We start from the raw sequence: 23573 nt of genomic DNA, 5'->3' as shown, positions 1-23573 counted from the left end.
AAGAGCCCGGCGCAACAGCGTCGGGCTCTTCGCATCTGTTGAGACAGTCACGAGCAAGATCGGACGAAGGGGCGCATGACCGACGTCGACCTCGAGTTCGCCCGGGTCCGGGCAGTCCTCGACCGTCCGACCCTCCGGCTGATGTCCCGGCCGACCAGCGCCGTCGTCCTCGCGGTGTTTCGCACGGTGTTCGACCGCGACGTGCAGTACGTCCCCGCGGACCGGATGCACCTGCAGGTCGAGGAGCACGTCGCACGGCTCCAGGCCGCCGGCGCGCGCACCCCCGCGAGCGAGCAGGCGGAGCAGCCCGAGCAGGACGCCCGACCGAACGGCCGCGCCCTCTGCCGCGAGTGGGTCGCCGCGCAGTGGCTCGTCCGCTCGAACTCCCCCGACGGCGACGAGCAGTACTCCCTGACGAGCCACGCGCTCGAGGCCCTGTCCCTCGTCGACGCCCTGTCGTCCGACCGGGCGCTCATCAGCGAGAGCCGGCTCGCGATGATCGTCGACGCCGTGCACCGCTGGGCCGCCCGCGCCGAGCCCGACCCCGACGTGCAGATCCGCCGCATCGACGCGCAGATCGCCGAGCTCCAGGCCGAGCGGGCGCGACTCGAACACGGTGACGTGGACACCGTGGACGACGCCCGGATGCGGGACGGCTACACGAACATCTCCGACCTGATCCGCCAGCTCCCGAGCGACTTCAAGCGTGTGGAGGAAGCGGTGGCGACGATGCACCGCTCGATCGTCGAGGACTTCCGGCAAGAGGTCCGTCCGATCGGCGAGATCCTCGACGACTACCTCGCCCGCACGGACAACCTCATGCAGGCCACCCCCGAGGGCCGTGCGTTCGAGGGGGCGTTCGAGCTGCTCCGCGACGACGCCCTGCTGCTGCGGCTCCGAGACGACATCGCGACGATCCTGGCCCACCCCTTCGCGGACTCCCTCGGCGCGTCCGAGCGCCGGGCCTTCCGCAACACGGTGGTCATCCTCCGCCAGGGCATCGAGGACGTCCTCGCCCAGCGACGACAGCTCACGGCGACGCTGCGCGACCAGATCGTCGCGCACGACGTCGCCCGCGACCGTGAACTCGACGCCGTCATCCGGTCGATCGAGCGGGGGCTCGCGACCTGGATGGAGCAGGGGTCGGCGCGCGACCGGCTGTCCCTCGGTCTCCTGCCGGCGACGGCCGAGGTCGGCACGCTGCGCGAACGGTTCTACGATCCGGACGCGGAGTCCGTGCCGCCCGCGATCGAGGAGCCGGACGACGACGTCTTCGAGGAACTCGACGTGGAGACGCTCCGGCGACACGGCGGACCGCTCCTCACCGAGCTCCGCGCGGCACTGCGCTGGGCCGAGGCCGACTCCAGCGTCGACGCCTTCCACGGCCTGCCGCCGGAGCAGCGGCGTCCGGTCGAGCTCTTCGGGCTCGCGCACCTCCTCACCGGTCACGAGGACTTCGAGTCCGCCACGCACCTCGCGGAGCACCGGACGGTCCGTCCCGACGGCAGCCCGGTCACCTTCCACATGCCGACCGCGGCGCTCACCGACGAGCGCCGCGACCGGACGCCAGACACGACGAACGACGAACACGCACAGGAGGCGCGGTGAGCGACACGACGCCGGCACCGGTCGACGAGACGGTCCCCTACGACGACCCCGCACCCGTCCCGCAGGACGACGAGCGCGACGAGACCAGCTTCGCCCTCTTCGAGGGCGACGAGGGCCGACTGGACGACCGGCAGCGCCGTGCCCTCGTGGCGCTGCTCCGCAACTCCTACGTCAGCGCACGGACGCACGCCGACGAGTGGCGCGCCGTGCTCGACGCGGAGTACCAGCTCCGCTCACGCCTCAACGACCTGTTCCTCGAACTGCACGTGGACCGCGACCGCGAGGTCGCCTGGAAGCGTCAGGCCCGCTCCGAGAGCCAGCGCCGCGGCTTCCCCACCCTGCTGCGCGACGTCCCGTACACGCGCGAGGAGACGATCGTCCTCGTCTACCTGCGCATGCGCCTCCGCGCCGACACCCGCCCGGGCCCGGACCAGGTCGTCGTCGACCGCTCCGAGATCCTCGGGCACGTCGCCGGGTTCCGCCCCGCGACGGCGACCGACCGCACCCGTGACGAGGGCCGCGTGGCGAAGGCGGTCGAACGCCTCGTGACCGCCCGGATCCTGCTGAAGACCAGCGACCCGGACCGGTTCCGGGTCGCGAGCGTGGTGGAGGTGCTGCTCCCCCTGGAGCGGCTGCGCGACCTGGACACGTGGTTGGCGACCACAGCGTCGCGGACCGCCACCGCGCACGGGGACGCGACCACTCCGGAGGGCGAGCCGACCGACGGGGACGACCCGTCCCTCCTGGCCGACGAGACCGACACCGACGACGAAGGCGAGACGGAAGCGTGACCGACACCTTCGAGATCCCGGCGCTGTTCGACACGGTCGCGCAGTGGCGCGCCGAGTCGATGCAGGTCGTGAACTGGGGCGGCTTCCACGGCCACCGCCAGGTCGAGCTGTCCGGCACCGCGACGCTCATCTCGGGCGCGTCCGGCACCGGCAAGTCGACGCTGATGGACGCGTACCTCGCCGTGATGATGCCGTCGGACGTGCCGTTCAACGGCGCGTCGAACGACGCCACCACCGGGCGCGCGCGCAGTGCCGACCAGCGGAACCTGCTGACGTACCTGCGCGGCAAGGTGGACACCCGTCGCGACCCCGAGTCCGGTGCCCTGCGCGACGTGAACCTGCGCGGCGACGACCAGACCACGTGGGGTGCCGTCGCGGTGACGTTCCGGAACGACGACGAGCGGCGCTTCACGGTGCTGCGCGCGTACATCGTGCCGAAGCGTGCGCGGGGCGTCGGCGACATCCAGATGACCATGGCGACGGTGGACGACACGTTCGACCTGCGCCGGCTCGAGGAGTTCGTGCCGACGCGGTTCCACCACCTCGAGCTCACCGGACGCGTGCCGGGGCTCGTCATCCGCGACACCTACCAGGAGCTCGCGTACACGCTGCAGACCCGCCTCGGGATCGGCGACTCCGGCGGTGGCAACCGCGCGATGCGGCTCCTCGCGCGCATCCAGGCCGGGCAGCACCTGCCGACCGTCGACGCCCTGTACAAGTCGCTCGTGCTCGAGACGCCGGGCACGTACGAGGCCGCCGACCGCGCCCTCGCGCACTTCTCCGCCCTCGACGAGGCGTACGAGGCGATGGACACCGAGGAGCGCAAGGTCCGCATCCTCTCCCCCATCACCGAACTGCACGCCGAGATCGCGCGCTCGAGGGCCGCGGCCGAGGCGCTCGACGGGATCGCGACCGGCGCCGAGGTCTCCCCGTTCGCGCACTGGACCGCATCGCGCAAGCGTGCGCTCCTGGACGCCGAGGTGGACCGCAACGGGCGCGAACGCACGGCTGCCCGCGCCGAGGTCGCCGCGGCGGAGGCCCGGCACGCCGCGGTCGAGATCGAGCTGCGGGACGCCGAGGCCCGGCTCCGCGACCAGGGCGGGAACGCGCTGGCGCAGCTCGAGGACCGCATCGACCGTCGGACGCGGGAGCGCGACGCCGTCGTCCGCACCCGGGCGACGTTCGACGAGCGGACGGCCGTGCTCGGGTCGCCCGTGTCCACCGAGCAGTCCTTCACCGCCGCGCAGCGGGCGTCGCACGAATTCCTCGGCACCTACCCCGCGTCGCGCGCGGAGCTCGACGAGCGCCGTGACGCCCTCACCCGCGAGGAGTACCCGCTCCTCGACCGCGAGCGGTCCCTCCGCCAGGAGCGCCAGTCGCTCGAGCACCGACAGGGCGCGATGCCGCTCCCGATGCACGAGGCCCGGCTCGCGATGGCCCGTGCCGCCGGCATCGACCCGTCCGAGCTGCCCTTCGTCGCCGAACTGCTCGACGTGCTGCCCGGCGAGGAGCGCTGGCGCACGGCGATCGAGTCCGTCCTGGCGCCCGTCGCCCGCACGCTCCTGGTCGACCAGGACCGCCTCGCCGACTTCAGCGAGGCGATCGACGCGCTCCGCCTGCCGGTGCGCGTGCAGTTCGAGGGCGTCCCGACGGGGCCGCACATTGACGTCGACGGCGACCCGTCCATGGTGTCCGGCAAGCTCGCGATCAAGCAGTCGCCGTTCAGCACCTGGGTGCGCGAACGCATCGAGTCCGACCGCACCGACGCCCGGTGCGTCGGGTCCGCCGCGGATCTCGGCGGCGGCGGTCGGCGCGTCACCGAGTCCGGGCAGCTCCGCGACGGTCGACGCGGTGCCCACGGCGACCGACGTCAGGCGAACGTCATCGGCTTCACGAACGAGGCGCGGGTCGCCTCGGTGGAGCAGGAGCTGGCCGCGATCGCCGAGGACCTCGCCACGCTCGAGGCCCGGCGTACCGACGTCGCGCAGGACATCACGGCGCTCGACGTCCTCCGCGCGGCGCACCAGCACATCGTCGACGTCACGTGGGAGGCGATCGACGTCGTCGGGCTCGACGACTCGCTCGCCCGCCTCGACCAGGAACGCCAGGCACTCCTCGCCGCCGACGACGGCCTGCGCACCCTGCGTTCGGCCGTGGGTCGGCTCCGGGCGTCCCTCGACGAGGCGTCGGACCGTCGCGCCGCTGCCCGCCAGTCCGTCGCCCGGCTCGAGGAGCGGCACGCCGTGCTCGTGGACGGTCAGGACGCCGCGGCCGAGATCCTGTCGCGCTTCGAGGACACCCCTGACGCCCTGCCGGACGACCGACAGGCGCAGCTGCTGTCCGAGACGTTCGAGGAGATCGGAGCGCCGGACGGCGTCGACGGCTTCGACGACGCCACCCGCCGACTGAAGCGCCGGCTCGAGGAACGCCTCGCGCAGGCGCTCGACGGCGCCGCCTCGGCCTCGACCGCGTTGACGCTGACCTTCCAGCGCTACCAGGACGCCTGGCCGGACCCGAACCTCGGGACCGGCGTCGCGTCCTACCCCGACTACCGCGCCATCCTCGACCAGATCGTCGCGACGGGCCTGCACTCCCGCCGGAGCGAGTGGCGCCGACGTCTGTCGCAGTGGAGCGGCGAGGACCTCGTCCCGCTCGCCGGTGCCTTCGACCGGGCCGTCGTCGAGATCGAGGAGCGGCTCGAACCGGTCAACGAGATCCTCCGCGAGCTGCCCTTCGGTGCGAACCGCGACCGGCTCAAGATCCAGATCCGCCGGGTCACGCGCGAAGAGGTCACGGCCTTCCGCCGGGAGCTGCGGGCACTGTCGGCGTCCGTCGACACCGAGCTGACCGACGACGTGCTCGAGACCCGGTTCCGCCGGCTCCGACGCTTCATGGCCGTCATCCGCCCCGACCCGTCCGTCCCGCGTGGTGGCCGGACCACGCAGCGCGACGCTGTGCTCGACGTCCGGCGGCACATGGAGATCACGGCCGTGCGGTACGACACCGAGGGCAACGACCTCGGCGTGTACTCGTCCCTCGGTGACAAGTCCGGCGGTGAGACGCAGGAGCTCGTGGCGTTCATCGTCGGTGCCGCGCTCCGGTACCAGCTCGGCGACGAGACCCGGCCGCGGCCGCGGTTCGCGCCGGTGTTCCTGGACGAGGCCTTCATCAAGGCGGACTCGGAGTTCGCGGGGCGTGCGGTGACGGCGTGGCTGCGGCTCGGGTTCCAGCTCGTCGTGAGTGCGCCGCTCGACAAGGTCACGGCGCTGGAGCCCTCGATGGAGCGGCTCCTGTCGATGCGCAAGCACCCGGACACCGGGCACTCGTCGATCACCGAGATCGCGCGGGCTGCCGTGGGGGCGTAGGCGCGCGTCCCGTCCCGTCCGCGGGTCGACCGCCCGTTCGCGGGCCGCCGGGGTCGCACGAACTGCCGCCCGGCGCCGGCAGCAGCGGCACCTCGTGCGACCCCGGCGATGGGTGCACGGCATGTCGTGCGACCAGGGCGACCGTTCCCGCCACCCCCGGACTGGGGTGCCGGCAACAGCAGGCCGCCGGGCACTCCTTGACTACGATCGCCAGGAGCTCCACCGACTCCAGCAGGGACCGTACCGTGACCACTCGCACACGCACCGCAGGCGCGATCGTCACCGGGCTCCTCGTCGCCGGCGCGCTCGCTGCGTGTGTCCCGTCCTCCACGGCACCGGGGTCGACAGCGGCACCGACCACCGCCACAGCGACTCCGCTGGTCACACCGACGCCGAAGCAGACACCGACGCCCACACCCACCCCGACCCCGACTGCGACCCCGACCGCCGTGCCGACGACGCTCCCGGTCGGCGACGTCACGTCGAACGGACGCACCTGGCGGCAGTCGTACGCCGAGGACTTCACGAAGCCCGCCGCACTCGGCACGGTGGCATCCGTCTACCCCGGCATGGGCCTCTACGACGGATTCCAGGACACCAGCGGACTCGGCACGTACGCCCCTGCGAAGGTGCTGTCCGTCGCCGACGGCAACCTCGACTTCGACTTCCACTCCGAGGGCGGCCGACCGCTCGTCGCCGCCGTCATGCCGGACGGGTACGCACCGCACACGACGGCACGGGTCAGCATCCGCTACAAGACCACGGTCACCGACGGGTACAAGTTCGTCGGCATGCTGTGGCCGTCCTCCGACGACTGGAACGACGGCGAGATCGACTGGCCGGAGTCACTCACGCTCGGAGCATCGCCGCGCCCCGCGTCCGCGATCCCGGGAACGTACGCGAACCGTCACGTCAAGTACGACCGCTCGGTGCAGGTCCACGCGAAGACCGACACCACCGAGTACCACGTCGCCACCACCGAGTGGGACACGGGCATCGTCCGCTTCTACTGGGACGGGGAGCTCGTCTCCTCCACCACCGAGGCCGTGCCGACGAAGCCGATGCGCGTGACCCTGCAGGGCGAGACGTGGACCGATCACGGTGCCGTCCCGACGGACGCGACGGGCACCGTGTCCGTCGACTGGATCTCCATCTGGAACTGACCCGCGCACGGTACGGTGGGCGCGTGTTCGGACGCCGCTCCCCCAGCCCCCGCCCCGACGACCGACCGGGCCTCGGCATCGGCGCCCTCGTGCAGGTCGTCGACACCGACCAGGGCGGCGAGCAGTGGGCTGACGAACCGATCGGCGTCATCGTCGCACCGGGCGGCAGCCAGCTCGGCGGGACCCAGCGCACCTGGACGGTCGCGTTCGAGGAACCCGTGTACACGAAGGACGGCCGCGGCCCGTTCGAGCGCGCGACCGTCCTGAGTCGTCAGCTGGTGCCGATCGAACCGGCACCGGACACCGAGGGCTAGTACTCCTCGTTGCCGCTCTTCATCATGGCTGCGAAGGCCATGCAGACCCCCACGCCACCGAGCACGCCGATGCCGATGATGACGCCTGCGATGAGTTCGAGCATTGGTGACTCCTTGGTTCCGGGGCCGGTCTGGCTGCCCTCAGGTTAGCGGATGCCGCGCATGAGCTTCAGCACCGGCTTGGCGAGGACGAGCAGGACGACACCGACCGCGACGGCGACGAGCCCGAGGACGGCGAAGTACGGCGCCTCGTCCGTCGGGTCGTAGTACTGCGAGAGCACCCCCGTGACTGCGGTGCCGAGCGACACCGACAGGAAGAACAGGGCCACCATCTGCGTCTGGAACTTCGGCGGTGCGAGCTTCGTGGCCACCGACTGCCCCACCGGCGACAGCAGGAGCTCGGCGATCGTGAAGACGAGCAGGATCCCGACGAGGGCGAGCAGCGGCGTGCCGTTCTGCCCGGTGCCGACGAAGGGCAGGAAGAGCAGGAACGCGACGCCCATGATGCCGGTGCCGAGGGCGAACTTCGTCGGGGTGGACGGCTGGCGGTCGCCGAGCTTCGTCCAGATCGCCGCGAACACACCGGACAGCACGATGATGAAGACCGGGTTGATCGACTGCACCCACGAGACCGGCATCTCCCAGCCGAACAGGGACCGGTCGAGGCGCTCGTCGGAGTAGACGGTCACGACGGTGAACTGCTGCTGGTACAGCGACCAGAACACCGCACTGCCGATGAACAGCGGGATGAAGGCGAACACGCGCGACCGCTCCTGCGCGGTGATGCCGCTCGAGAGGATCACCACGAAGTACCCGATCGTGGCGAGGATGACGATGGCGACGACCACGGTGGGCAGGTTGTCGACGTTGAGGAGCCCGGTCAGCACGGCGACCACGATCACCGCGAGTGCCACGAGGACGAGCACGCCGATGTGCGGGAGCCGACGGCGGTCGACGGGGTTCGTGACGTGCCGCACGGACTCCGGCAGCTTGCGGCGGCGGATCGCGTACTGCACGAGCCCGGCCGCCATGCCGACCGCAGCAAGGCCGAAGCCGTAGTGGAAGCCGAGCGAGCTCTGCAGCAGGCCGGTCAGGAGCGGACCGAAGAACGCCCCGAGGTTCACGCCGAGGTAGTAGAGCGAGAAGCCGGCGTCACGACGGGGGTCGTCCCGGCTGTAGAGCCCGCCGACGATCGTCGTCGCCGTGGCCTTGAGCCCGCCGGAGCCGAGCGCGATGAGCACGAGGCCGACGCCGACGCCCGCGACACCGGGGATGAGCGCGAGGGCGATGTGCCCGAGCATGACGACGATGGCGCTGCCGAACAGTGTCCGGTCCGCACCGAGCAGCCGGTCGGCGATCCACGCCCCGATGATCGTGAACAGGTACACGGCTCCGCCGTAGGCACCCATGATCCCGCTGGCGACGCCCTTGTCGATGCCCAGCCCGCCCTGCGAGAGCGTGTAGTACATGTAGATGAGGACGATGCCCTGCATCCCGTAGAACGAGAACCGCTCCCAGAGCTCGACGGCGAACGGCGTCGACAACTCGAACGGCTGCCCGAAGAAGGTCCGCCCGCGTGCGGGCGTGGTGGTACCTGACATGCCGGACAGTCTGCCCTCGCCCGTCCGCTCGCGCACAATCGTCTAGCCCTGCTCAAGAAATGACGGTCGACGCTTTGGAGGGTTCCCACCACCGTGTCGGACCAGAGCGCCCCGTGCGTTGTCGGCCCGGACGGCGTTCACGCGACTCGCGGGTCCGATCAATAGCGTGGGTTCTGCAACACCGGACAGAGCAGTTCAGGAGGGCTCCGACCATGGTCGACACCGCACCCGTCCACAGCACGAACACGCCCAAGGCCGACGCCGCGGGCGACCCCGCCGCGGGCACGCCCGCCGGCGGGACGGACACCGACGTCCGGATCGACGTCGACCTGCTCGCCGAGCACCTGCTCGGCCGCTGGGCGGACGACCGCCGCGCCTCGCGCCGACTCGCACTCGACCCGGCGATGCACAAGGTCGAGGGCATGCCCTACGCCGACGCCCGCGCCCGGACACTCGACCAGCTCCGCATCCTCGTCGACGCGGGAGCGATCCAGCGCCCCTACCCCGAGGAGTTCGGCGGCTCGAGCAACCACGGCGGCAACCTCGCCGCGTTCGAGGAGCTCACCACGGCCGACCCCTCGATGCAGATCAAGGCCGGCGTGCAGTGGGGGCTGTTCGGCTCGGCCGTGCACCACCTCGGCACCGAACGGAACCACCGCGAGTTCCTGCCGGGCATCGTCTCGTTCGAGGTCCCCGGCTGCTTCGCGATGACGGAGACCGGGCACGGCTCGGACGTCCAGAGCATCGCCACGCGGGCGACCTACGACCCGGCGACCCAGGAGTTCGAGATCCACACGCCCTTCCGCGGTGCGTGGAAGGACTACATCGGCAACGCCGCCCTGCACGGCAAGGCCGCCGTCGTCTTCGCGAAGCTCGTGACGCAGGGCGTCGACCACGGCGTCCACGCGTTCTACGTGCCGCTCCGCGACGCCGAGGGTGCGTTCCTGCCCGGTGTCGGCGGCGAGGACGACGGCTACAAGGGCGGCCTGAACGGCATCGACAACGGCCGGCTGCACTTCGACCACGTGCGCGTCCCCCGCACCAACCTGCTGAACCGCTACGGCGACGTCGCCGAGGACGGCACCTACTCCTCGCCGATCGCTTCGCCCGGTCGCCGCTTCTTCACCATGCTCGGCACCCTCGTGCAGGGCCGCGTGTCGCTCGACGGCGCCGCGGTCGTCGCCCAGAAGATCGGCCTGGAGATCGCGCTGACGTACGCGGCACAGCGTCGCCAGTTCCCGACGGGCGACGGCACCGAGGGCGTCCTGCTCGACTACGGCCGGCACCAGCGCCGGTTGATCCCCCGCCTCGCCACGGTGTTCGCGCAGTCGTTCGCCCACGAGAAGCTCCTCCGCACCTTCGACGACGTGTTCAGCGGGCGTGCGGACACCCCGCAGCGTCGCGAGGACCTGGAGACCCAGGCAGCGGCCTTCAAGTCGATGTCCACGTGGTCGGCCCTCGACACGCTCCAGGAGTGCCGCGAGGCCTGCGGTGGCGCCGGGTTCCTCGCCGAGAACCGCCTCACCGGACTCCGCGCCGACCTCGACGTCTACGTGACGTTCGAGGGCGACAACACCGTGTTGCTCCAGCTCGTCGGCAAGCGCCTGCTCACCGACTTCCGCGCGAAGGCGCCGAAGGACCCGGCGTCGACCGCGAAGTTCGTGGCGGCCCAGGCGGCCACGAAGCTCGCCGACGCCACCGGTCTCCGACGCCTCGGGCAGACCATGACCGACCGGGGCTCGCTCGCCGCCTCCGTCACGGACCTGCAGGACGCCAGGACGCAGCGCGACCTGCTCGCCGGCCGCGTCGACACGATGGTCACCGAGATCGGCATGCGCCTCGCGTCGGCCGGCAAGGACCGCGCACGCGGCGCCCGACTGCTCAACCGCTCGCAGCACGAGCTCATCGAGGCGGCGAAGGCCCACGCGGAGCTCATGCAGTGGGAGGCCTTCACCGAGGCCATCGACGAGGTCCCGCCGGGAGACACCCGCCGCGTGCTCGTCTGGCTCCGCGACCTGTTCGCCCTCGGCCTGCTGGAGCAGCACCTCGACTGGTACCTCATGCACGGGCGCATCACGGCGCAGCGGGCGCGGGCGGTCTCGGCGTACATCGACCGCCTCGTCGCCCGGGTCCGGCCGGTCATCCCGCAGCTGCTCGATTCGTTCGGGTACGAGGCCGGCCACGTCCGCGCACCGATCGCGCTCGGTGCCGAGCAGGCCCGGCAGGACGAGGCGCAGGCATGGTTCGCCGCCGAGGCGGCCGCGGGTCGCCTCCCCGAGCAGGAGAAGAAGCCCCGCGCCTAGCGCTGGACGTGGGGCGCGTCAGGCGTCGCCGGCGGGCCCGCGGTCCTCGAGGGCCCGGCGGAGCCGCGCCTCGGCGTCGTCCCCAGCGCCGGCGGCAGCGGCAGCGGCCTCGGCGTTGGCCTCGGTCACCGCGCGCACGACCTCTTCGCGCTGGATCTTCACCCCGCGAGGCGCGTCGATACCGATCCGGACGCCGTCCCCGCGGCTGTCGAGCACCGTGATGACGATGTCGTCACCGACGAGGATCCGCTCGCCGACCTTCCGCGTGAGTACCAGCACCCGTTCAGCCTAGCGACACGACGGGGACTCCCAGCAGGTGCACCGACTCCGGCGTGGCGGTCTCCCCCGCGCCGATCGCCACGACCCCCGCCACGTGGGCCCGGTCGGCGACGGCGGCGAGCATGCGGACCGAGTCCTCGTGCTTCCGACCGACGTCCACGACGACCCAGACCTGGTCGGGTGCGAGTCCGGCGGCCGTCGCGACGTCGTCCCAGGCGGCGACCGCGAGCAGCGCGTACCCGTCGCGGACGCCCTCGGCCCGGGCGAGGATCCCGCTCCGCCGGTCGGCCGCGTCGGTCGGCCGCAGTGCGTGCCGGGTCGCGAAGATCCCTGCGGCTGCATCCACGTCGTTCGGACGCCCGACGAGCAGCACCAGGTCGCCGTCGGCGGACCGGACCGACGGGACGGGCCGGGTGGGCGCGGTGGCGGCGACCAGCTGCTCAGCCACGACGTCGTCGACGAGCCGAGCCGTCCCTCCAGGAACGACCGACGGACCGGGCACGACGGACGCGACGGGCACCGCGGGCCGACCGGGCACGTCCAGGAGGCGCGACCCGACCGGCTCCTCCGCCCCCGCCTCCGGCAAGGCGCGCGTCGGGCGCGGGGCGCTCCCCGTGATCCCGTCGGCGACGAAGCCGTCGAGCACCGACGCGAACGCGTCGGCCCGCGTGGACGCGGTGCCGTCGTGGCCGGCGATGCGCGCCTCCGCGGCTTCGGCATCGGCCAGGAGCGCGGCGATGCCCACCCGCTGGACCGGCGAGTCGGCGATGGCGACGCGCGCGGTCGGGACGTCGTCGGGGCCGGGGACCTCGACGGTGGCCTCGACGTGCGCCTTGCGGAACAGCCCGCCGATGCCCGGTGTGGTGACGCGCTCGGCGGCGACGATGCGTGCGCCCGGTCCGAACTCCGAGCGGACGGCGTCCCGGAGCTCGTCGAGCGTGGCGCCGTTACGCTGCAATCGGGTCGGCGGCACGGACCACTCCCACGGTCTCGATGGTGGAGCCCGCGGCGGTGGCCTCCTGGTAGGAGAGCACCGGCAGGCCGTTCGACTGCGCGGAGACCATGCGGTGCACGGCCGGGCGGAGCTGCGGGGCGCAGACGAGGACGGCGGAGATCCCCTGGTCCTCGACGGAGCGGACGGCCTCCCGGAGCGACCCGAGGACCTGCTCGATGCGGTGGGCGTCGAGGACGATCTGGGTCCCCTGCTCGGACGGCCGGAGCCCCTCGAGCATCGACTGCTCGAGCAGCGGGTCGATCATGATCACCCGGAGCGTGCCGGCGTCGAGGTACCGGGCGGGCAGCGCTGGGCCGAGTGCGGCGCGGGCGGCCTCGACGAGCCCCTCCGGGTCGGTCGACACCTTCGCGCGGAGCGTGAGGCCTTCGCAGATCCGGCCGAGGTCGTTGATCGGGACCCGTTCGGCGAGCAGGCCCTGCAGGACCCGCTGCAGCTCGGCGAGCGAGAGCATCCCGGGGACGAGCTCCTCGACGGCCGCGGGGTTGACCTGCTTGACGCCCTCGGTGAGGACCTTGACGTCCTCGCGGGTGAGGAGCCGCGCGGCGTTGTCGCCGATGATCGCCTGCAGGTGGGTGACGAGCACGGAGACGCGGTCGATGACGGTCGCGCCGGTCATCTCGGCGGCGTGCCGGAGCTCGGTGGGGACCCACTTGCCGGCGAGGCCGAACACCGGTTCGACGGTGGTCTCCCCCGGGAGGCCCTCGAGGTGGTCGCCGAGCGCGAGCACGCTGCGCGACGGTGCGGTGCCCCGGCCGGCCTCGACGCCGGCGATGCGGATGGCGTAGGTCGACGGCGGGAGCTCGATGCTGTCGCGGGTCCGGACGGGCGGGACGACGATCCCCATGTCGATCGCGATCTTTCGGCGGAGTGCCCGGACGCGGCCGAGCAGGTCGTCCGAGGCGCCGGACACCATGTCGACCAGGTCGGGCGCGAGCAGGATCTCGAGGGCGTGCACGCGCATCTGCTCGATGAGGTCCTCGGGGGTGTCGGCGCTCGGCGCGGCGGCCTCCATGGCCTGCTGCTGGGCGACGGCGGCCTCCTCGCGCTTGGTGTTCTGCCCGAGGCGCCACCCGATGACGAGCAGCGTGGCGCCGATGACCAGGAACGGGACGATCGGCATGCCGGGGATGAACCCCATCGCGATCGCCGCGACGCCCGCGATCACGAGGGCGTTCCGCGACTGGGTGAGCTGCTGCGACGCCGAGGTGCCGATCTCGGTCTCGGCGCCGGAGCGGGTGACGATCATGCCCGTCGACACCGCCATGAGGAGCGCCGGGATCTGCGTGACCAGCCCGTCGCCGATGGTCAGGATGCCGTACTTCGACAGGGCGTCGGTGATCGAAAGCCCGTTCTGCACCATGCCGATGGCGATGCCGCCGACGAGGTTGATGACGATGATGAGGATGCCGGCGATCGCGTCGCCCTTGACGAACTTCGACGCACCGTCCATGGCGCCGTAGAAGTCGGCCTCGGCGGACACGGCGGCACGGCGTTCCTTCGCCTGGGCGTCGGTGATGAGCCCCGCGTTGAGGTCCGCGTCGATCGCCATCTGCTTGCCGGGCATCGCGTCGAGCGTGAACCGTGCCCCGACCTCGGCGACGCGCTCGGCGCCCTTCGTGACGACGACGAACTGGATGACGACGAGGATCAGGAAGATGACCGCGCCGATGATGATCGAGCCGGAGACCGCCACGTGGCCGAACGCCTGGATGACGTCGCCGGCGAACCCCTCGCCCAGGACGAGCCGCGTCGACGCGACGTTCAGGCCGAGCCGGAACAGCGTCGCGACGAGCAGCAGCGACGGGAACACCGAGAAGTCGAGCGGCTTCTTCACGAACAGCGTCGTGAGCAGGATCACCAGCGCCAGCAGGATGTTGCAGATGATGAGGAAGTCGAGCAGGAAGGACGGCACCGGCAGGATCAGCAGCAGGATGATGCCGACGATGAAGACCGGGACGACGAGCTTCGGCAGGTCCTTGCGGTTCATGCGGGCACCCCTTCGGGAGTCGAGTTCGGGCGGAGCTTCCGGGGCCGGAGGTCCCCGCTGATCGTGGCCGGGTCGATGACCGTCGCGACCTCGTCCGGGGTGGTCGGCCGCGGCGGGGCGTGCGTCCCGGCCGCCGCTCCCCTGGCCTTGAGCGCCATGACGAACGACAGCACGCGGGCGACCGGCGTGTAGAGGTCGACCGGCACCTCCTGCCCGAGCTCGCACGCGGCGTGCAGCGCACGGGTGAGCGGGACGTCCTGGACGATCGGCACCCGGGCATCGAGCGCCTTGTCGCGGATCATCGCCGCGACCGGACCGGCGCCCTTCGCCACGACGCGCGGCGCGGACTTCCCCGGCTCGTACGACAGCGCGACGGCGTAGTGCGTCGGGTTCGTCATCACGACGTCCGCGGTGCCGATCGCCTGCACCATCCGGTTCCGGCTCATCGCGAGCTGTCGGGACCGGCGCTGGGACTTCACGAGCGGGTCGCCCTCGGCGTGCTTGTTCTCGTCCTTGACCTCGCGCTTGGTCATCATCGTGCGCTTGCGGTTGCGGCGGATCACGACGAAGACGTCGAGCGCGGCGAGGACCAGGCCGGCGACGATCGCCGCCCGCAGCAGGGTGCCGGTCCCGGCGGCCGCGGCGTCGAGCACGGCGGACAGCGGCAGCGATCCGCTCGTCATGAGGACGGGGACGAGTGCCTGCACGGCCATCCAGAGGACGAGGCCGACGACGGCGGTCTTGAGGAGCGCCTTGCACCCGTTCCAGAGCGCCTGGGTGCCGAACACCCGCTTCAGGCCCTGGATCAGGTCGAAGTGCTCGGGCTGCGGGGTCAACTTCCGGACGTGCACGCCGCCCTGCGCGACCGCTGCGGCCAGCACGGCGACGGCGACGACCCCGAGCATCGGGCCGAGGGTCCCGCCGAGCGAGCCGAGGGCCTCGTGGAAGACGGCGTTCATGGTGCCGATCGTCGGGTCGGCGATGACGCGCTGCACGGCTCGGAGCTGCTCGGAGCCCGCGGCGGCGGCGTTGCCGATCGCGGACGGCATCATGAGTGCCGCGACCGCGATCCCGATCCACGCGCCGAGGTCCTGCGACCGCCCGATCTGGCCCTTCTGGTGGACCTCGCGCATGCGCTTCTGCGTCGCCTGCTCGGAGCGTTCTCCGCTGTCGGACACGTCGTCACCCCCGTCCCGTGATCGCGGCCACCGCGTCGCCGGTGAGGGACGAGACGACGGACGGCAGGGCCATGAAGAGCGCGCCGGCGAAGACGACGGTCAGCCCGATCTTGATCGGGAAGCCCATCTGGAAGGCGTTGAGCGCCGGGGCCACGCGCGTGAGCAGGCCGAGGCCGACGTCGGCGAGGAAGAGCACCACCACGAGGGGCCCGGCGATCTGCAGCGAGGACAGGAACATCTGCGTGAGCGCGGTGACGAGCACGGACGCCAGGCCGCCGAGGTCGAACGTGCCGGTCAGGGGCACCGCGTCGAAGGAGCGCACGAGTCCGGCGACGATGAGCTGGTACCCGCCCGAGGCGAACAGCAGCGCGAGCGCCGCCATCTGGAACAGCCGCGTGAACTGGGCGCCGTTCACCTGCGACTGCGGGTCGAAGGCCTGCGCCAGCGTGAACCCGCCGAACAGGTCGATGAGCGCACCGGCCGACTGCACGGCGGCGAACACGAGGAACACGAGGAACCCGAGGGCGAGTCCGACGAGGAGCTGCGTCAGGAGCGCGAGCAGGAACGGTCCGGTGTCGAGCGACTCGTAGCCGACCGCGACGCGCGGGGCGACGCCGATCGCCAGCCCGATGCCGAGGATCACCTTCACCGTCGCGGGGAACGCGCGGTACGAGAACGGCGGCGCGATGACGAAGAACGCGACGAGGCGGACGCCGGCGAGCATCGTCGCCTCGAGGCGGTCGCCGTCGATCGACAGCTCCATCAGGCCGTTCCCAAGAGCTTCGGGATCATGTCGAACGCGACGTGCGTGAACCCGACCATCTCCGAGATCATCCAGTTGCCGCAGACGACCAGGGCGATCGCGACGGCGACGGCCTTCGGCACGAAGGAGAGCGTGACCTCCTGGATCTGCGTGACCGACTGGAACAGCGAGATCGCGAAGCCCACGACGAGCGACGTCACGAGCACGGGCGCGGCGAGCTTCGCCGACACCAGGAGCGCCTGGAGCGTGAGGTCGATGACGGCCTGCTGGTTCATCAGTGCACCACCTGGTAGCTCTCGATGAGGGACTTGATGATGAGCCCCCACCCGTCGACGAGGACGAACAGCAGGATCTTGAACGGGAGCGAGATCATGACCGGCGGGAGCATCATCATGCCCATCGACATGAGCGCCGCGGAGACGACGAGGTCGATCACCAGGAACGGGATGAAGATGACGAACCCGATGATGAAGGCGCTGCGGAGCTCGGAGATCACGAACGCGGGGATCACCGTCGTCATCGGCACGTCGGCCATCGACTTCGGGTTGTCCTGACCGGCGGCACGGGTGATGAGCGCCACGTCCTCCTCACGCGTCTGGTGCAGCATGAAGGTCCGCAGTGGCTTCGTCCCGATCTCGACCGCCTGGGTGAAGTCGAGGTGGCCGGCGAGGTACGGCTGCAGGGCGTCGTCGTTGATGTGCCCGAGGACCGGTGCCATCACGAAGAGCGACAGGAACAGCGCGAGCCCTGCCAGCACCTGGTTCGGCGGGATGGACTGCAGTGCGAGGGCGTTCCGCGTCATCGCGAGCACCACGAAGATCTTCGTGAACGACGTCATCATCAGCATGAGGGCCGGTGCGACGCTGAGCAGGGTGATCCCGATCAGGGTGACGACGGCGGACGACGGGGTGCCGTCCGGGCCGTTCACGCTGACGCTGAAGTCACCGGTCGACGGCGGCGTCGGCGTGGCGGGAGCGGTCGGCTGCACGACGCCGGCCGCGTGGGCGCCGGTCGCCGTGAGCATGAGGAAGCCGGCGACGATCGTCACCCCCAGCAGGAGGAGGGCGATCAGGCGTCCGGTGCGGGCCGCGGTCACCCGGCCCGCCGGTTCCGGAGCGCCGAGGCGGCCTGCCGCCAGGTGTCGGCGGACAGGATCGACCCCTGCAGCTGCTGCGCCGTGGGCAGCGTGGTGCGCTGCGAGCGGCGGTTGCGGGGACGCATGGGTAGGTGGTCCTGGAGGGACGGCTCGGTCTGGTCCTGTCGCTGCAGTTCCCGAGAGAACGCGTCGGCCGACGGGGTCGGACGCACCGGCAGCGTCACCGGCCCGGTCACGATCGTGAGTTCCGGCGCCGGCGCCTGTCCGCTGGTGAGCAGGGCGACACCGTGCTCGGAGACACCGAGCACGAGGCGCTCGCCCTCGACGTCGACGACGACGACGCTCGCCTTGCCGCCGATGCCCTGGCGGCCGACGACCTCGACCGACGCCGAGCGGCGGCCCTTGGCCTTGCCCGCACCCAGGCCGCTCTTCGCGACGCGACGGTGCAGCACCCACATCAGGGCGAGCACGACGCCGAGCGAGAGCGCGACGCGGAGGACGATGACGGCGGTGTCCACGTCGGGGCTCAGACGCTCTCGGCGACGTCGAGGATCTTCGTGATCCGGACCGCGTAGTCCTGGTCGACGACGACGACCTCGCCGTGCGCGATGAGCCGGCCGTTGAGCAGGACGTCGGCCGGGGCTCCGGCGCTGCGGTCGAGTTCGACGACCGCGCCGGGCTCCATGCCGAGCACGTCGCGCACGGACATCCGGGTGCGGCCGATCTCGACGGTCAGGGTCATCTCGACGTTGTTGATCCGGCCGAGGTTCCCGGCGGGCAGGCTCGTCGTCGGTGCCGCGGCGGCCGGTGCGGACACGGTGCCGTTCTCGCGGACGCGCAGCGCGAACCAGCCGCCGGGGACGCCGCCAGCGGTCAGCTCGAACACGACCGCGTCCGGGTCGGCCAGGAGCGCCGAGGCCGACTCGCGCCGAGCCTCGCCGAGGACGCCGACGCCGAGGACACCGGCGGCGGCCTCGAGGGACGGACGGAGCACGTCGGTCACGTCGACGATCCCGTGGTCGGTGCCGCCCGCGGCGACGACGGCCTCGAGGTCGGTGAGCACGAGGACGAGGTCGGCCGACAGGCCGCCGACGAAGGACGCGACCACCGCGTCACCGGCCGCCTCGAGGGCGACGGGGGTCGCGCCTCCCGGGACCGCCACCGCTGCGAGCGGAGCGGCCGTCGGGAGCTGCGCGGCGAGTGCCTCGGCCGCCTGCGTGTGGAGGGTGGTCGTGACGGTCATGCGGGCTGCTCCGATGTGGTGGTGACGACGATGCCGGCGAGGCGCGAGCCGTTCGCGCCGACGGCGGCGGTGCCGACGGGCTCGCCGTCGACCGCGATGGTGAGGGGGCGGTGCTGCGGGTGCGGCAGCGGCAGCACGTCGCCGACGGCGAGGCGCAGGACCTGCGACGGCAGCACCGTCGCCGGGGCGAACCGCAGGCTGACGCCGACCGGGACGCCGGCGAGCTGCGCGTCGACGAGGGCGCGGGCGTCGGCGGGGGTGACGTGGGCGGCGGCCTCGCCGAGCTGCGGCAGGACGGCGTCGGCCGGCAGCGCGAGCGTGCCGGGGGCGACGCGCTCCCCCACGCGGATCGTGAACGAGGCGACGATCATGAGGTCGCCCTTCTGGGCGGCCTGGGCGAACTGCGAGTTGAACTGGAAGCCGCCGGCGGTGACGTCGTGCGCGAGCAGGCCGCCGAACGAGTAGCGCAGGTCGTCGAGGGCGTCCTCGACGATCTTGCGGACGAGCGCCTGCTCGATCGGGGTGAACGTCCGGTCCGGCGTCGGGAGCGGCTTCGAGGCGCCGAGCGCGTGCGAGACCCAGGTGAGCGCGGCGTCGAGCGGGACCTGCAGCACGCCCTTCGGGACGACGTCCGCGATCGGGAGCAGCACCATGCCGGTGAGTGCGGGCAGCGAGGCGGCGTACTCGTCGTACGTCGTCATCTGGACCTGCTCGCACGTGACCTGGCTCACCGCGCGGACCTTCGCCGTCAGCTGGGTGCCCCACTGGCGCGCGAAGGTCTCGAAGGCGAGCTCGAGGACCCGGGCGTGCTCGCGGGCGAGCGTCGACGGGCGCGCGAAGTCGTACACCTCGGGCGCTGGCAGGGTCTCGGTCACGGGTGCGTCTATCGGTCCGCCGGGGACGTCCCGTCAGTGCTGTGCCCCGTTCTGGGGCGGTGGTGCGCTCAGCCGGCTCGTGCCCCGTCCTGCGCCTTCGCCAGGGCCGGCATCAGCGCGCTGACGTCCTGGTCCTGGTTCGACAGCACCACGATGTCGACCCGCCGGTTGAGCGTGAGGTCGGCGTCCGTCCCGCCCTTCGCCAGCGGACGGCTCGACCCGAACCCGACGCTCTGGATGTGCTGGGCCGGCATCCCGCCGCGTTCCACGAGGTCGCGGAGCACCCCGGTCGCGCGGGCGGCGCTCAGCTCCCAGTTCGTCGCGTACGGCGCGGTGGAGTTCCGCTGGTCGGCGTGGCCCTCGACGCTGACGTCGTGGCCGCCGGTCTTCAGGACCGGGGCGATGGCGTCCATGATCCGCTTCGCCTGGTCGGACAGGTCGGCGCTGTTCGTGGTGAAGTACGTCTCGCTGCCGACGAGCCGGACCGTGAGCCCGCGGGCGTCGACCGTGAACTGCACGTTCGACGTCTGGCCGGCCTTCGCGAGGTTCGCCTTGATCGCCTGCTCGATGGCCTGCAGGTCGTCGAGCTCCTTCTTCGCCGCGGCGACGTCGGCCTTCGTCGCGGTCGTCGGCACCACGGTGGAGGCCGGGTCGACGTTGGTGTCCTTCGTGCCGGACGACGCGGTCGAGTGGTCCGCCTGGGACTTGTCGACGGAGTACCCGGAGCCGTCCTCGACCTCGTCCTTCGTCACGACCGTGCCCGACGCGGTGTCGATCTTCTGCGACTTCACCTCGCCGAAGCCCGTGGCGAGCGAGTTCTTCAGCTGGATGTACTTCTGCTGGTCGACCGTGGACATCGCGAAGAGCACGAGGAACATGCACATCAGCACGGTGATCATGTCCATGTACGAGGCCATCCAGCGCTCGTCGGGGTGCTCGGCCTCGTCGTGCGACTTCTTCGCGCGTCCGCGACCGCGCCCGCGGGGGTTGGCGCTCATCGTCAGGCCGCCAGCTGCTGGTCGTCGGCGTCCGCGTCGCTGCCCTTGCCGGCCTTCGCCTTGCCGCCCTTGGCGTCCCCACCGCGCGCCGCGGGCGGGACCATGGCGGTCAGGCGCTCGCCGAGCAGGCGCGGCTGGCTGCCGGCCTGCACCGCGAGGAGCCCCTCCATGAGCAGCGTCTGGCGGTCGGCCTCGAGCTGCGCGAGCTTGCGGAGCTTGCCGCCGATCGGCAGCCACAGGAAGTTGGCGGTGAGCAGGCCCCAGAGCGTCGCGACGAACGCGCTCGCGATGAGCGGACCGAGCTCGTCGGGCTTGCCGAGGTTCGCGAGGACGTGGGTCAGTGACACCACGGTGCCGATGATGCCGACGGTCGGGGCGAAGCCGCCGAGGCCCATGAAGAACGAGCTGGCCGACCGGACCGGGGCGGCGTTCGACTCGATCTCGTCCTCGAGCAGGATCCGCAGCTCGTCGCCGTCCGTGCCGTCCGCGATGTTCTGCAGCGCCTTCTTCATGAACGGGTCGTCGTGCTTGTCGGCCTCCTGCTCGAGCGCGAGCAGACCGTTCGCACGGGCCGTCTCGGCGAGCCCGACCACGTCGTCGATGACCGACTGCGGCGGGGTGACCTTGCCGGTGAACGCCTTCGGCACGGCCTTGAAGCTGGCGATGGCGTCCTTGAGGGTCGTGCTCGCGATGCCGCAACCGATCGTGGCGCCGAACACGAGCAGCATCGGGGCCGGCAGGAACAGCCCGGCGAGCTCGACGTGCTCCATCTCGACCATGCCGAACAGGGCGCCGAAGGCGAGCAGGATCCCGATGATCGTCGCGATGTCCACGTCAGCGACCCCCGTCCTGCGTGCGGGGTGCCCGGTCGGTGGACACGGCGTGGATCGGGGCGACCGGTGCCAGCGTCGGCTGCGGGCCGGTGGCGTCCCGTGCGGCGGTGTCCGTGCCGTAGGCCATGCCGACGATGCGTGCCCGGTACGCGGCGATCAGGTCGATGACGTCGGCCAGGGACTCGCGGACGATGTACTTGGCGCCGTCGACCATGATGAGCGTCGTGTCCGGCGTCTCCTGGATGCGCTCCACGAGATCGGGGTTGACAGCGAATCCGCTGCCGTTGAGTCGTGTGACGACGATCATGGCCCGTCCTGGTTCTCGATCGTCCCGCCGCCGTCCGTGGGGCGGGATGCTGCCCGTCCGTGGGCTGCACCGAGGACTATCGGCGGGCCGGGGCCGGTCGTTAGGCGTGACCGGTCGTTCGACGTGGCCGGCGTGGCCGGCGTGACCCCGACACCGGATTCCGGATCGGGTGCATCCGATCGGCCCCGTCCACCGGTAGTGCCGGTGTGACGTCGACGACGACGTCGTCCGTACCGGCCCGAAGGGGCCAGAAGGAGACCCGACATGCGCAAGACACTCGCCACCGGCCTCGCCGCCGGTGTGCTGCTCGCCGCCGCTGCGGCCGCGGTCCCGGCAGCCACCGCCTCCGCCGCGACCGGGGACGCGACGCTCTCCGTCCTGCACGCCGTCCCGGACGTCACGGTCGACGTCTACCTGGACGGGAAGCGCGCCCTCGACGACTTCACGCCGGGGACCCTCGCCGGCCCGATGATGGTCCCGGCGGGCGCGCACCAGCTCGCGATCACCGCGTCGGACGCAGCCGATGCGTCGAAGCCGGTCATCGGCCCCGTGGACGTCACGCTCGACGCCGGCGGGAACTACACCGCCGTCGCGCACGACGACACCAGCGGCAAGCCCACCGCCACGCTCTTCACCAACGATGTCTCGGCCACCCCGGCCGGGCAGGGACGCCTGATCGTCCGGCACGTCGCCGCCGCTCCCGCGGTCGACGTGCTCGCCGGTGGCAAGGCCGTCGTCAGCAACCTGTCGAACCCGGACGAGCAGGCACTCGAGCTCCCCGCCGGCACCGTCTCGGCATCCGTCGCCGCCACCGGCACGACCGACCCGGTGATCGGTCCGGCCGACGTCGCGGTCACCGCCGGCGCCGACACGATCGTGTACGCCTGGGGCAGCCTGGACGACCAGAACCTGGCGCTCGCCACCCAGACGATCTCGGACCTCGGCGGCACGCCGAACGGGGTCCCCGCGGGCAACGCCGGACTCGTCGCGACGAACCGGACCGACACCGTCGGGATCGTCGGCGGGACGACAGCAGCCCTCGCGGCCGCGGTCGCGATCGGCGCGGTGGTGCTCCGCCGCCGCCGCACCGTGACCGGGGACCAGCGGCAGGACTCGGGTCACTGACCGCGCCGTCCCCGGTCCGGACCACCGCGGCGGCGCTCGTCGTCGCCGCGGTGGCCGCGACCATCCTGACCGGGTGCTCGTCGGGCGGCTCCCCCACCCCCGACGGGCACCCCTCGACCGCGATCGTCACCGGTCCGTCGTCGACGCCGACCCCGGTGCCGTCGGCGTTCTCGACCGCGGTGCCGCAGGTCCGCGCCACGGTCCCGCCGGCCGTCCGGGTCGCCGCTCCGTCCCGGATCGCCGTCGACTGGGCCGGCGTGCGGGCCGAGGTCCGTCCCGAGGGCGTCGACGACAAGGGCGCGATGTCCCTGCCGCCCGATCCGGCCGTCGCCGGCTGGTACCGGTACGGCGCAGCACCGGCGTCGACCACGGGGACCGTCGTGATCGCCGCCCACGTCGACGCCGTCGGCTACGGCGTCGGGCCGTTCGCCCACCTCCGGGACGTCCCCGCCGGCACGACCGTCGTCCTGACCGACACTGCGGGTGACCGGACCCGGTGGCGGATCGACTCGGTCGCCCTCGTCGCCAAACGCGGCCTCCCGTGGGCCTCGGTCTTCCGGACCGACGGGCCGCGACGGCTCGTCCTGGTCTCCTGCGGCGGCGTGTTCGACGAGTCCACCCACCACTACGAGAGCAACCTCATCATCAGCGCGACGCCCGCCTGACCGGACCGATCACGTCCGCCGTACGATCGGGTCACGGTCGACGACGACCACGCCAGCGACAGGA

General features: G+C 71.9%; 22 protein-coding genes. 8 read left to right on the top strand and 14 right to left on the bottom strand.

The genetic code is table 11. From position 1 onward, the window contains the following. Nucleotides 1-75 precede the first annotated feature (75 nt). The 5 genes from QE359_RS13015 to QE359_RS12995 all read left to right on the top strand — a co-directional run bounded on the left by QE359_RS13015 (nt 76) and on the right by QE359_RS12995 (nt 7241). Nucleotides 76-1608 (top strand): DUF3375 domain-containing protein, encoded by a 1533-nt coding sequence (locus QE359_RS13015; protein ID WP_309779518.1) that lies wholly within the window; start codon nt 76-78, stop codon nt 1606-1608. Further along, a complete protein-coding gene (locus QE359_RS13010) occupies nt 1605-2399 on the top strand; it encodes a DUF4194 domain-containing protein (RefSeq protein ID WP_309779517.1) in 795 nt (264 codons plus the stop codon). The genes QE359_RS13015 and QE359_RS13010 overlap by 4 nt, the downstream gene beginning before the upstream one ends. Then, nucleotides 2396-5764, top strand: coding sequence for an SbcC/MukB-like Walker B domain-containing protein (locus QE359_RS13005; protein WP_309779516.1), 3369 nt, complete (start codon nt 2396-2398; stop codon nt 5762-5764). Before QE359_RS13010 ends, QE359_RS13005 begins: the two co-directional genes overlap by 4 nt. 245 nt (nt 5765-6009) lie before the next feature. Then, nucleotides 6010-6927 (top strand): glycoside hydrolase family 16 protein, encoded by a 918-nt coding sequence (locus QE359_RS13000; RefSeq protein WP_309779515.1) that lies wholly within the window; start codon nt 6010-6012, stop codon nt 6925-6927. A gap of 23 nt (nt 6928-6950) precedes the next feature. Beyond that, nucleotides 6951-7241, top strand: coding sequence for a hypothetical protein (locus QE359_RS12995; RefSeq protein WP_309779514.1), 291 nt, complete (start codon nt 6951-6953; stop codon nt 7239-7241). Nucleotides 7242-7387: 146 nt separating this feature from the next. On the opposite strand, the gene QE359_RS12990 is transcribed toward QE359_RS12995, so the two are convergent. After that, nucleotides 7388-8842, bottom strand: a complete 1455-nt coding sequence (locus QE359_RS12990) for a peptide MFS transporter (protein WP_309779513.1) — start codon at nt 8840-8842, stop codon at nt 7388-7390. 212 nt (nt 8843-9054) lie between these two features. Between QE359_RS12990 and QE359_RS12985 the strand changes: the two genes are divergently transcribed. Then, complete coding sequence (locus QE359_RS12985) at nt 9055-11145, top strand: acyl-CoA dehydrogenase (RefSeq protein WP_309779512.1); 2091 nt, start codon at nt 9055-9057, stop codon at nt 11143-11145. An 18-nt stretch (nt 11146-11163) separates the two neighbouring features. On the opposite strand, the gene csrA is transcribed toward QE359_RS12985, so the two are convergent. The 13 genes from csrA to QE359_RS12920 form a co-directional block, all read right to left on the bottom strand. Beyond that, complete coding sequence (csrA, locus tag QE359_RS12980) at nt 11164-11424, bottom strand: carbon storage regulator CsrA (RefSeq protein ID WP_070418910.1); 261 nt, start codon at nt 11422-11424, stop codon at nt 11164-11166. Nucleotides 11425-11428: 4 nt separating this feature from the next. After that, nucleotides 11429-12397 carry a hypothetical protein gene (locus tag QE359_RS12975; RefSeq protein ID WP_309779511.1) on the bottom strand — a complete coding sequence of 323 codons (969 nt, stop codon included), beginning with the start codon at nt 12395-12397 and terminating at the stop codon, nt 11429-11431. Next, nucleotides 12372-14426, bottom strand: a complete 2055-nt coding sequence (locus tag QE359_RS12970; protein ID WP_309779510.1) for a flagellar biosynthesis protein FlhA — start codon at nt 14424-14426, stop codon at nt 12372-12374. Before QE359_RS12970 ends, QE359_RS12975 begins: the two co-directional genes overlap by 26 nt. Beyond that, on the bottom strand, nt 14423-15604 hold the full coding sequence (locus QE359_RS12965; protein WP_309779509.1) for an EscU/YscU/HrcU family type III secretion system export apparatus switch protein: 1182 nt from the start codon (nt 15602-15604) through the stop codon (nt 14423-14425). Before QE359_RS12965 ends, QE359_RS12970 begins: the two co-directional genes overlap by 4 nt. A gap of 4 nt (nt 15605-15608) precedes the next feature. Beyond that, nucleotides 15609-16367: a flagellar biosynthetic protein FliR gene (locus QE359_RS12960; protein WP_070418906.1), complete on the bottom strand. Its 759-nt coding sequence runs from the start codon at nt 16365-16367 to the stop codon at nt 15609-15611. After that, entirely contained in the window at nt 16367-16642 is a 276-nt protein-coding gene (gene fliQ / locus QE359_RS12955; RefSeq protein ID WP_070418905.1) for a flagellar biosynthesis protein FliQ, read from the bottom strand. Before fliQ ends, QE359_RS12960 begins: the two co-directional genes overlap by 1 nt. Further along, entirely contained in the window at nt 16642-17463 is an 822-nt protein-coding gene (gene fliP, locus QE359_RS12950; RefSeq protein WP_070418904.1) for a flagellar type III secretion system pore protein FliP, read from the bottom strand. Before fliP ends, fliQ begins: the two co-directional genes overlap by 1 nt. Beyond that, entirely contained in the window at nt 17460-17981 is a 522-nt protein-coding gene (locus QE359_RS12945) for a flagellar biosynthetic protein FliO (RefSeq protein ID WP_309779508.1), read from the bottom strand. The genes fliP and QE359_RS12945 overlap by 4 nt, the downstream gene beginning before the upstream one ends. An 8-nt stretch (nt 17982-17989) precedes the next feature. Beyond that, nucleotides 17990-18706, bottom strand: coding sequence for a flagellar motor switch protein FliN (gene fliN / locus QE359_RS12940; RefSeq protein WP_309779507.1), 717 nt, complete (start codon nt 18704-18706; stop codon nt 17990-17992). Further along, nucleotides 18703-19581 (bottom strand): flagellar motor switch protein FliM, encoded by an 879-nt coding sequence (locus QE359_RS12935; protein WP_083403170.1) that lies wholly within the window; start codon nt 19579-19581, stop codon nt 18703-18705. Before QE359_RS12935 ends, fliN begins: the two co-directional genes overlap by 4 nt. Before the next feature lie 68 nt (nt 19582-19649). Next, nucleotides 19650-20579 (bottom strand): flagellar motor protein MotB, encoded by a 930-nt coding sequence (locus QE359_RS12930; protein WP_309779506.1) that lies wholly within the window; start codon nt 20577-20579, stop codon nt 19650-19652. 2 nt (nt 20580-20581) lie between these two features. Further along, nucleotides 20582-21412 carry a motility protein A gene (locus QE359_RS12925; RefSeq protein WP_071294618.1) on the bottom strand — a complete coding sequence of 277 codons (831 nt, stop codon included), beginning with the start codon at nt 21410-21412 and terminating at the stop codon, nt 20582-20584. 1 nt (nt 21413) lies between these two features. Next, nucleotides 21414-21719, bottom strand: coding sequence for a flagellar FlbD family protein (locus QE359_RS12920; protein WP_261647256.1), 306 nt, complete (start codon nt 21717-21719; stop codon nt 21414-21416). Nucleotides 21720-21983: 264 nt separating this feature from the next. Between QE359_RS12920 and QE359_RS12915 the strand changes: the two genes are divergently transcribed. Together QE359_RS12915 and QE359_RS12910 are read left to right on the top strand one after the other, a co-directional pair. Continuing rightward, nucleotides 21984-22844: a DUF4397 domain-containing protein gene (locus tag QE359_RS12915; protein WP_309779505.1), complete on the top strand. Its 861-nt coding sequence runs from the start codon at nt 21984-21986 to the stop codon at nt 22842-22844. Between the two features lie 50 nt (nt 22845-22894). Then, nucleotides 22895-23509 carry a sortase domain-bontaining protein gene (locus QE359_RS12910; RefSeq protein WP_309779504.1) on the top strand — a complete coding sequence of 205 codons (615 nt, stop codon included), beginning with the start codon at nt 22895-22897 and terminating at the stop codon, nt 23507-23509. Nucleotides 23510-23573 lie beyond the last annotated feature (64 nt).

It is taken from the genome of Curtobacterium sp. SORGH_AS_0776, from assembly GCF_031453355.1.
Classification (GTDB): domain Bacteria; phylum Actinomycetota; class Actinomycetes; order Actinomycetales; family Microbacteriaceae; genus Curtobacterium.
Note: the sequence above shows the minus strand (reverse complement) of the source record. Positions and strands in the feature narration are given on the sequence as shown.

Coding starts and splice junctions, on each gene's coding strand:
- QE359_RS13015 (WP_309779518.1), top strand. CDS start 76: ATGACCGACGTCGACCTCGAGTTCGCCCGGGTCCGGGCAGTCCTCGAC.
- QE359_RS12990 (WP_309779513.1), bottom strand. CDS start 8,842: ATGTCAGGTACCACCACGCCCGCACGCGGGCGGACCTTCTTCGGGCAG.
- QE359_RS12985 (WP_309779512.1), top strand. CDS start 9,055: ATGGTCGACACCGCACCCGTCCACAGCACGAACACGCCCAAGGCCGAC.
- QE359_RS12970 (WP_309779510.1), bottom strand. CDS start 14,426: ATGAACCGCAAGGACCTGCCGAAGCTCGTCGTCCCGGTCTTCATCGTC.
- QE359_RS12960 (WP_070418906.1), bottom strand. CDS start 16,367: ATGGAGCTGTCGATCGACGGCGACCGCCTCGAGGCGACGATGCTCGCC.
- fliQ (WP_070418905.1), bottom strand. CDS start 16,642: ATGAACCAGCAGGCCGTCATCGACCTCACGCTCCAGGCGCTCCTGGTG.
- fliN (WP_309779507.1), bottom strand. CDS start 18,706: ATGACCGTCACGACCACCCTCCACACGCAGGCGGCCGAGGCACTCGCC.
- QE359_RS12930 (WP_309779506.1), bottom strand. CDS start 20,579: ATGAGCGCCAACCCCCGCGGGCGCGGTCGCGGACGCGCGAAGAAGTCG.
- QE359_RS12920 (WP_261647256.1), bottom strand. CDS start 21,719: ATGATCGTCGTCACACGACTCAACGGCAGCGGATTCGCTGTCAACCCC.
- QE359_RS12915 (WP_309779505.1), top strand. CDS start 21,984: ATGCGCAAGACACTCGCCACCGGCCTCGCCGCCGGTGTGCTGCTCGCC.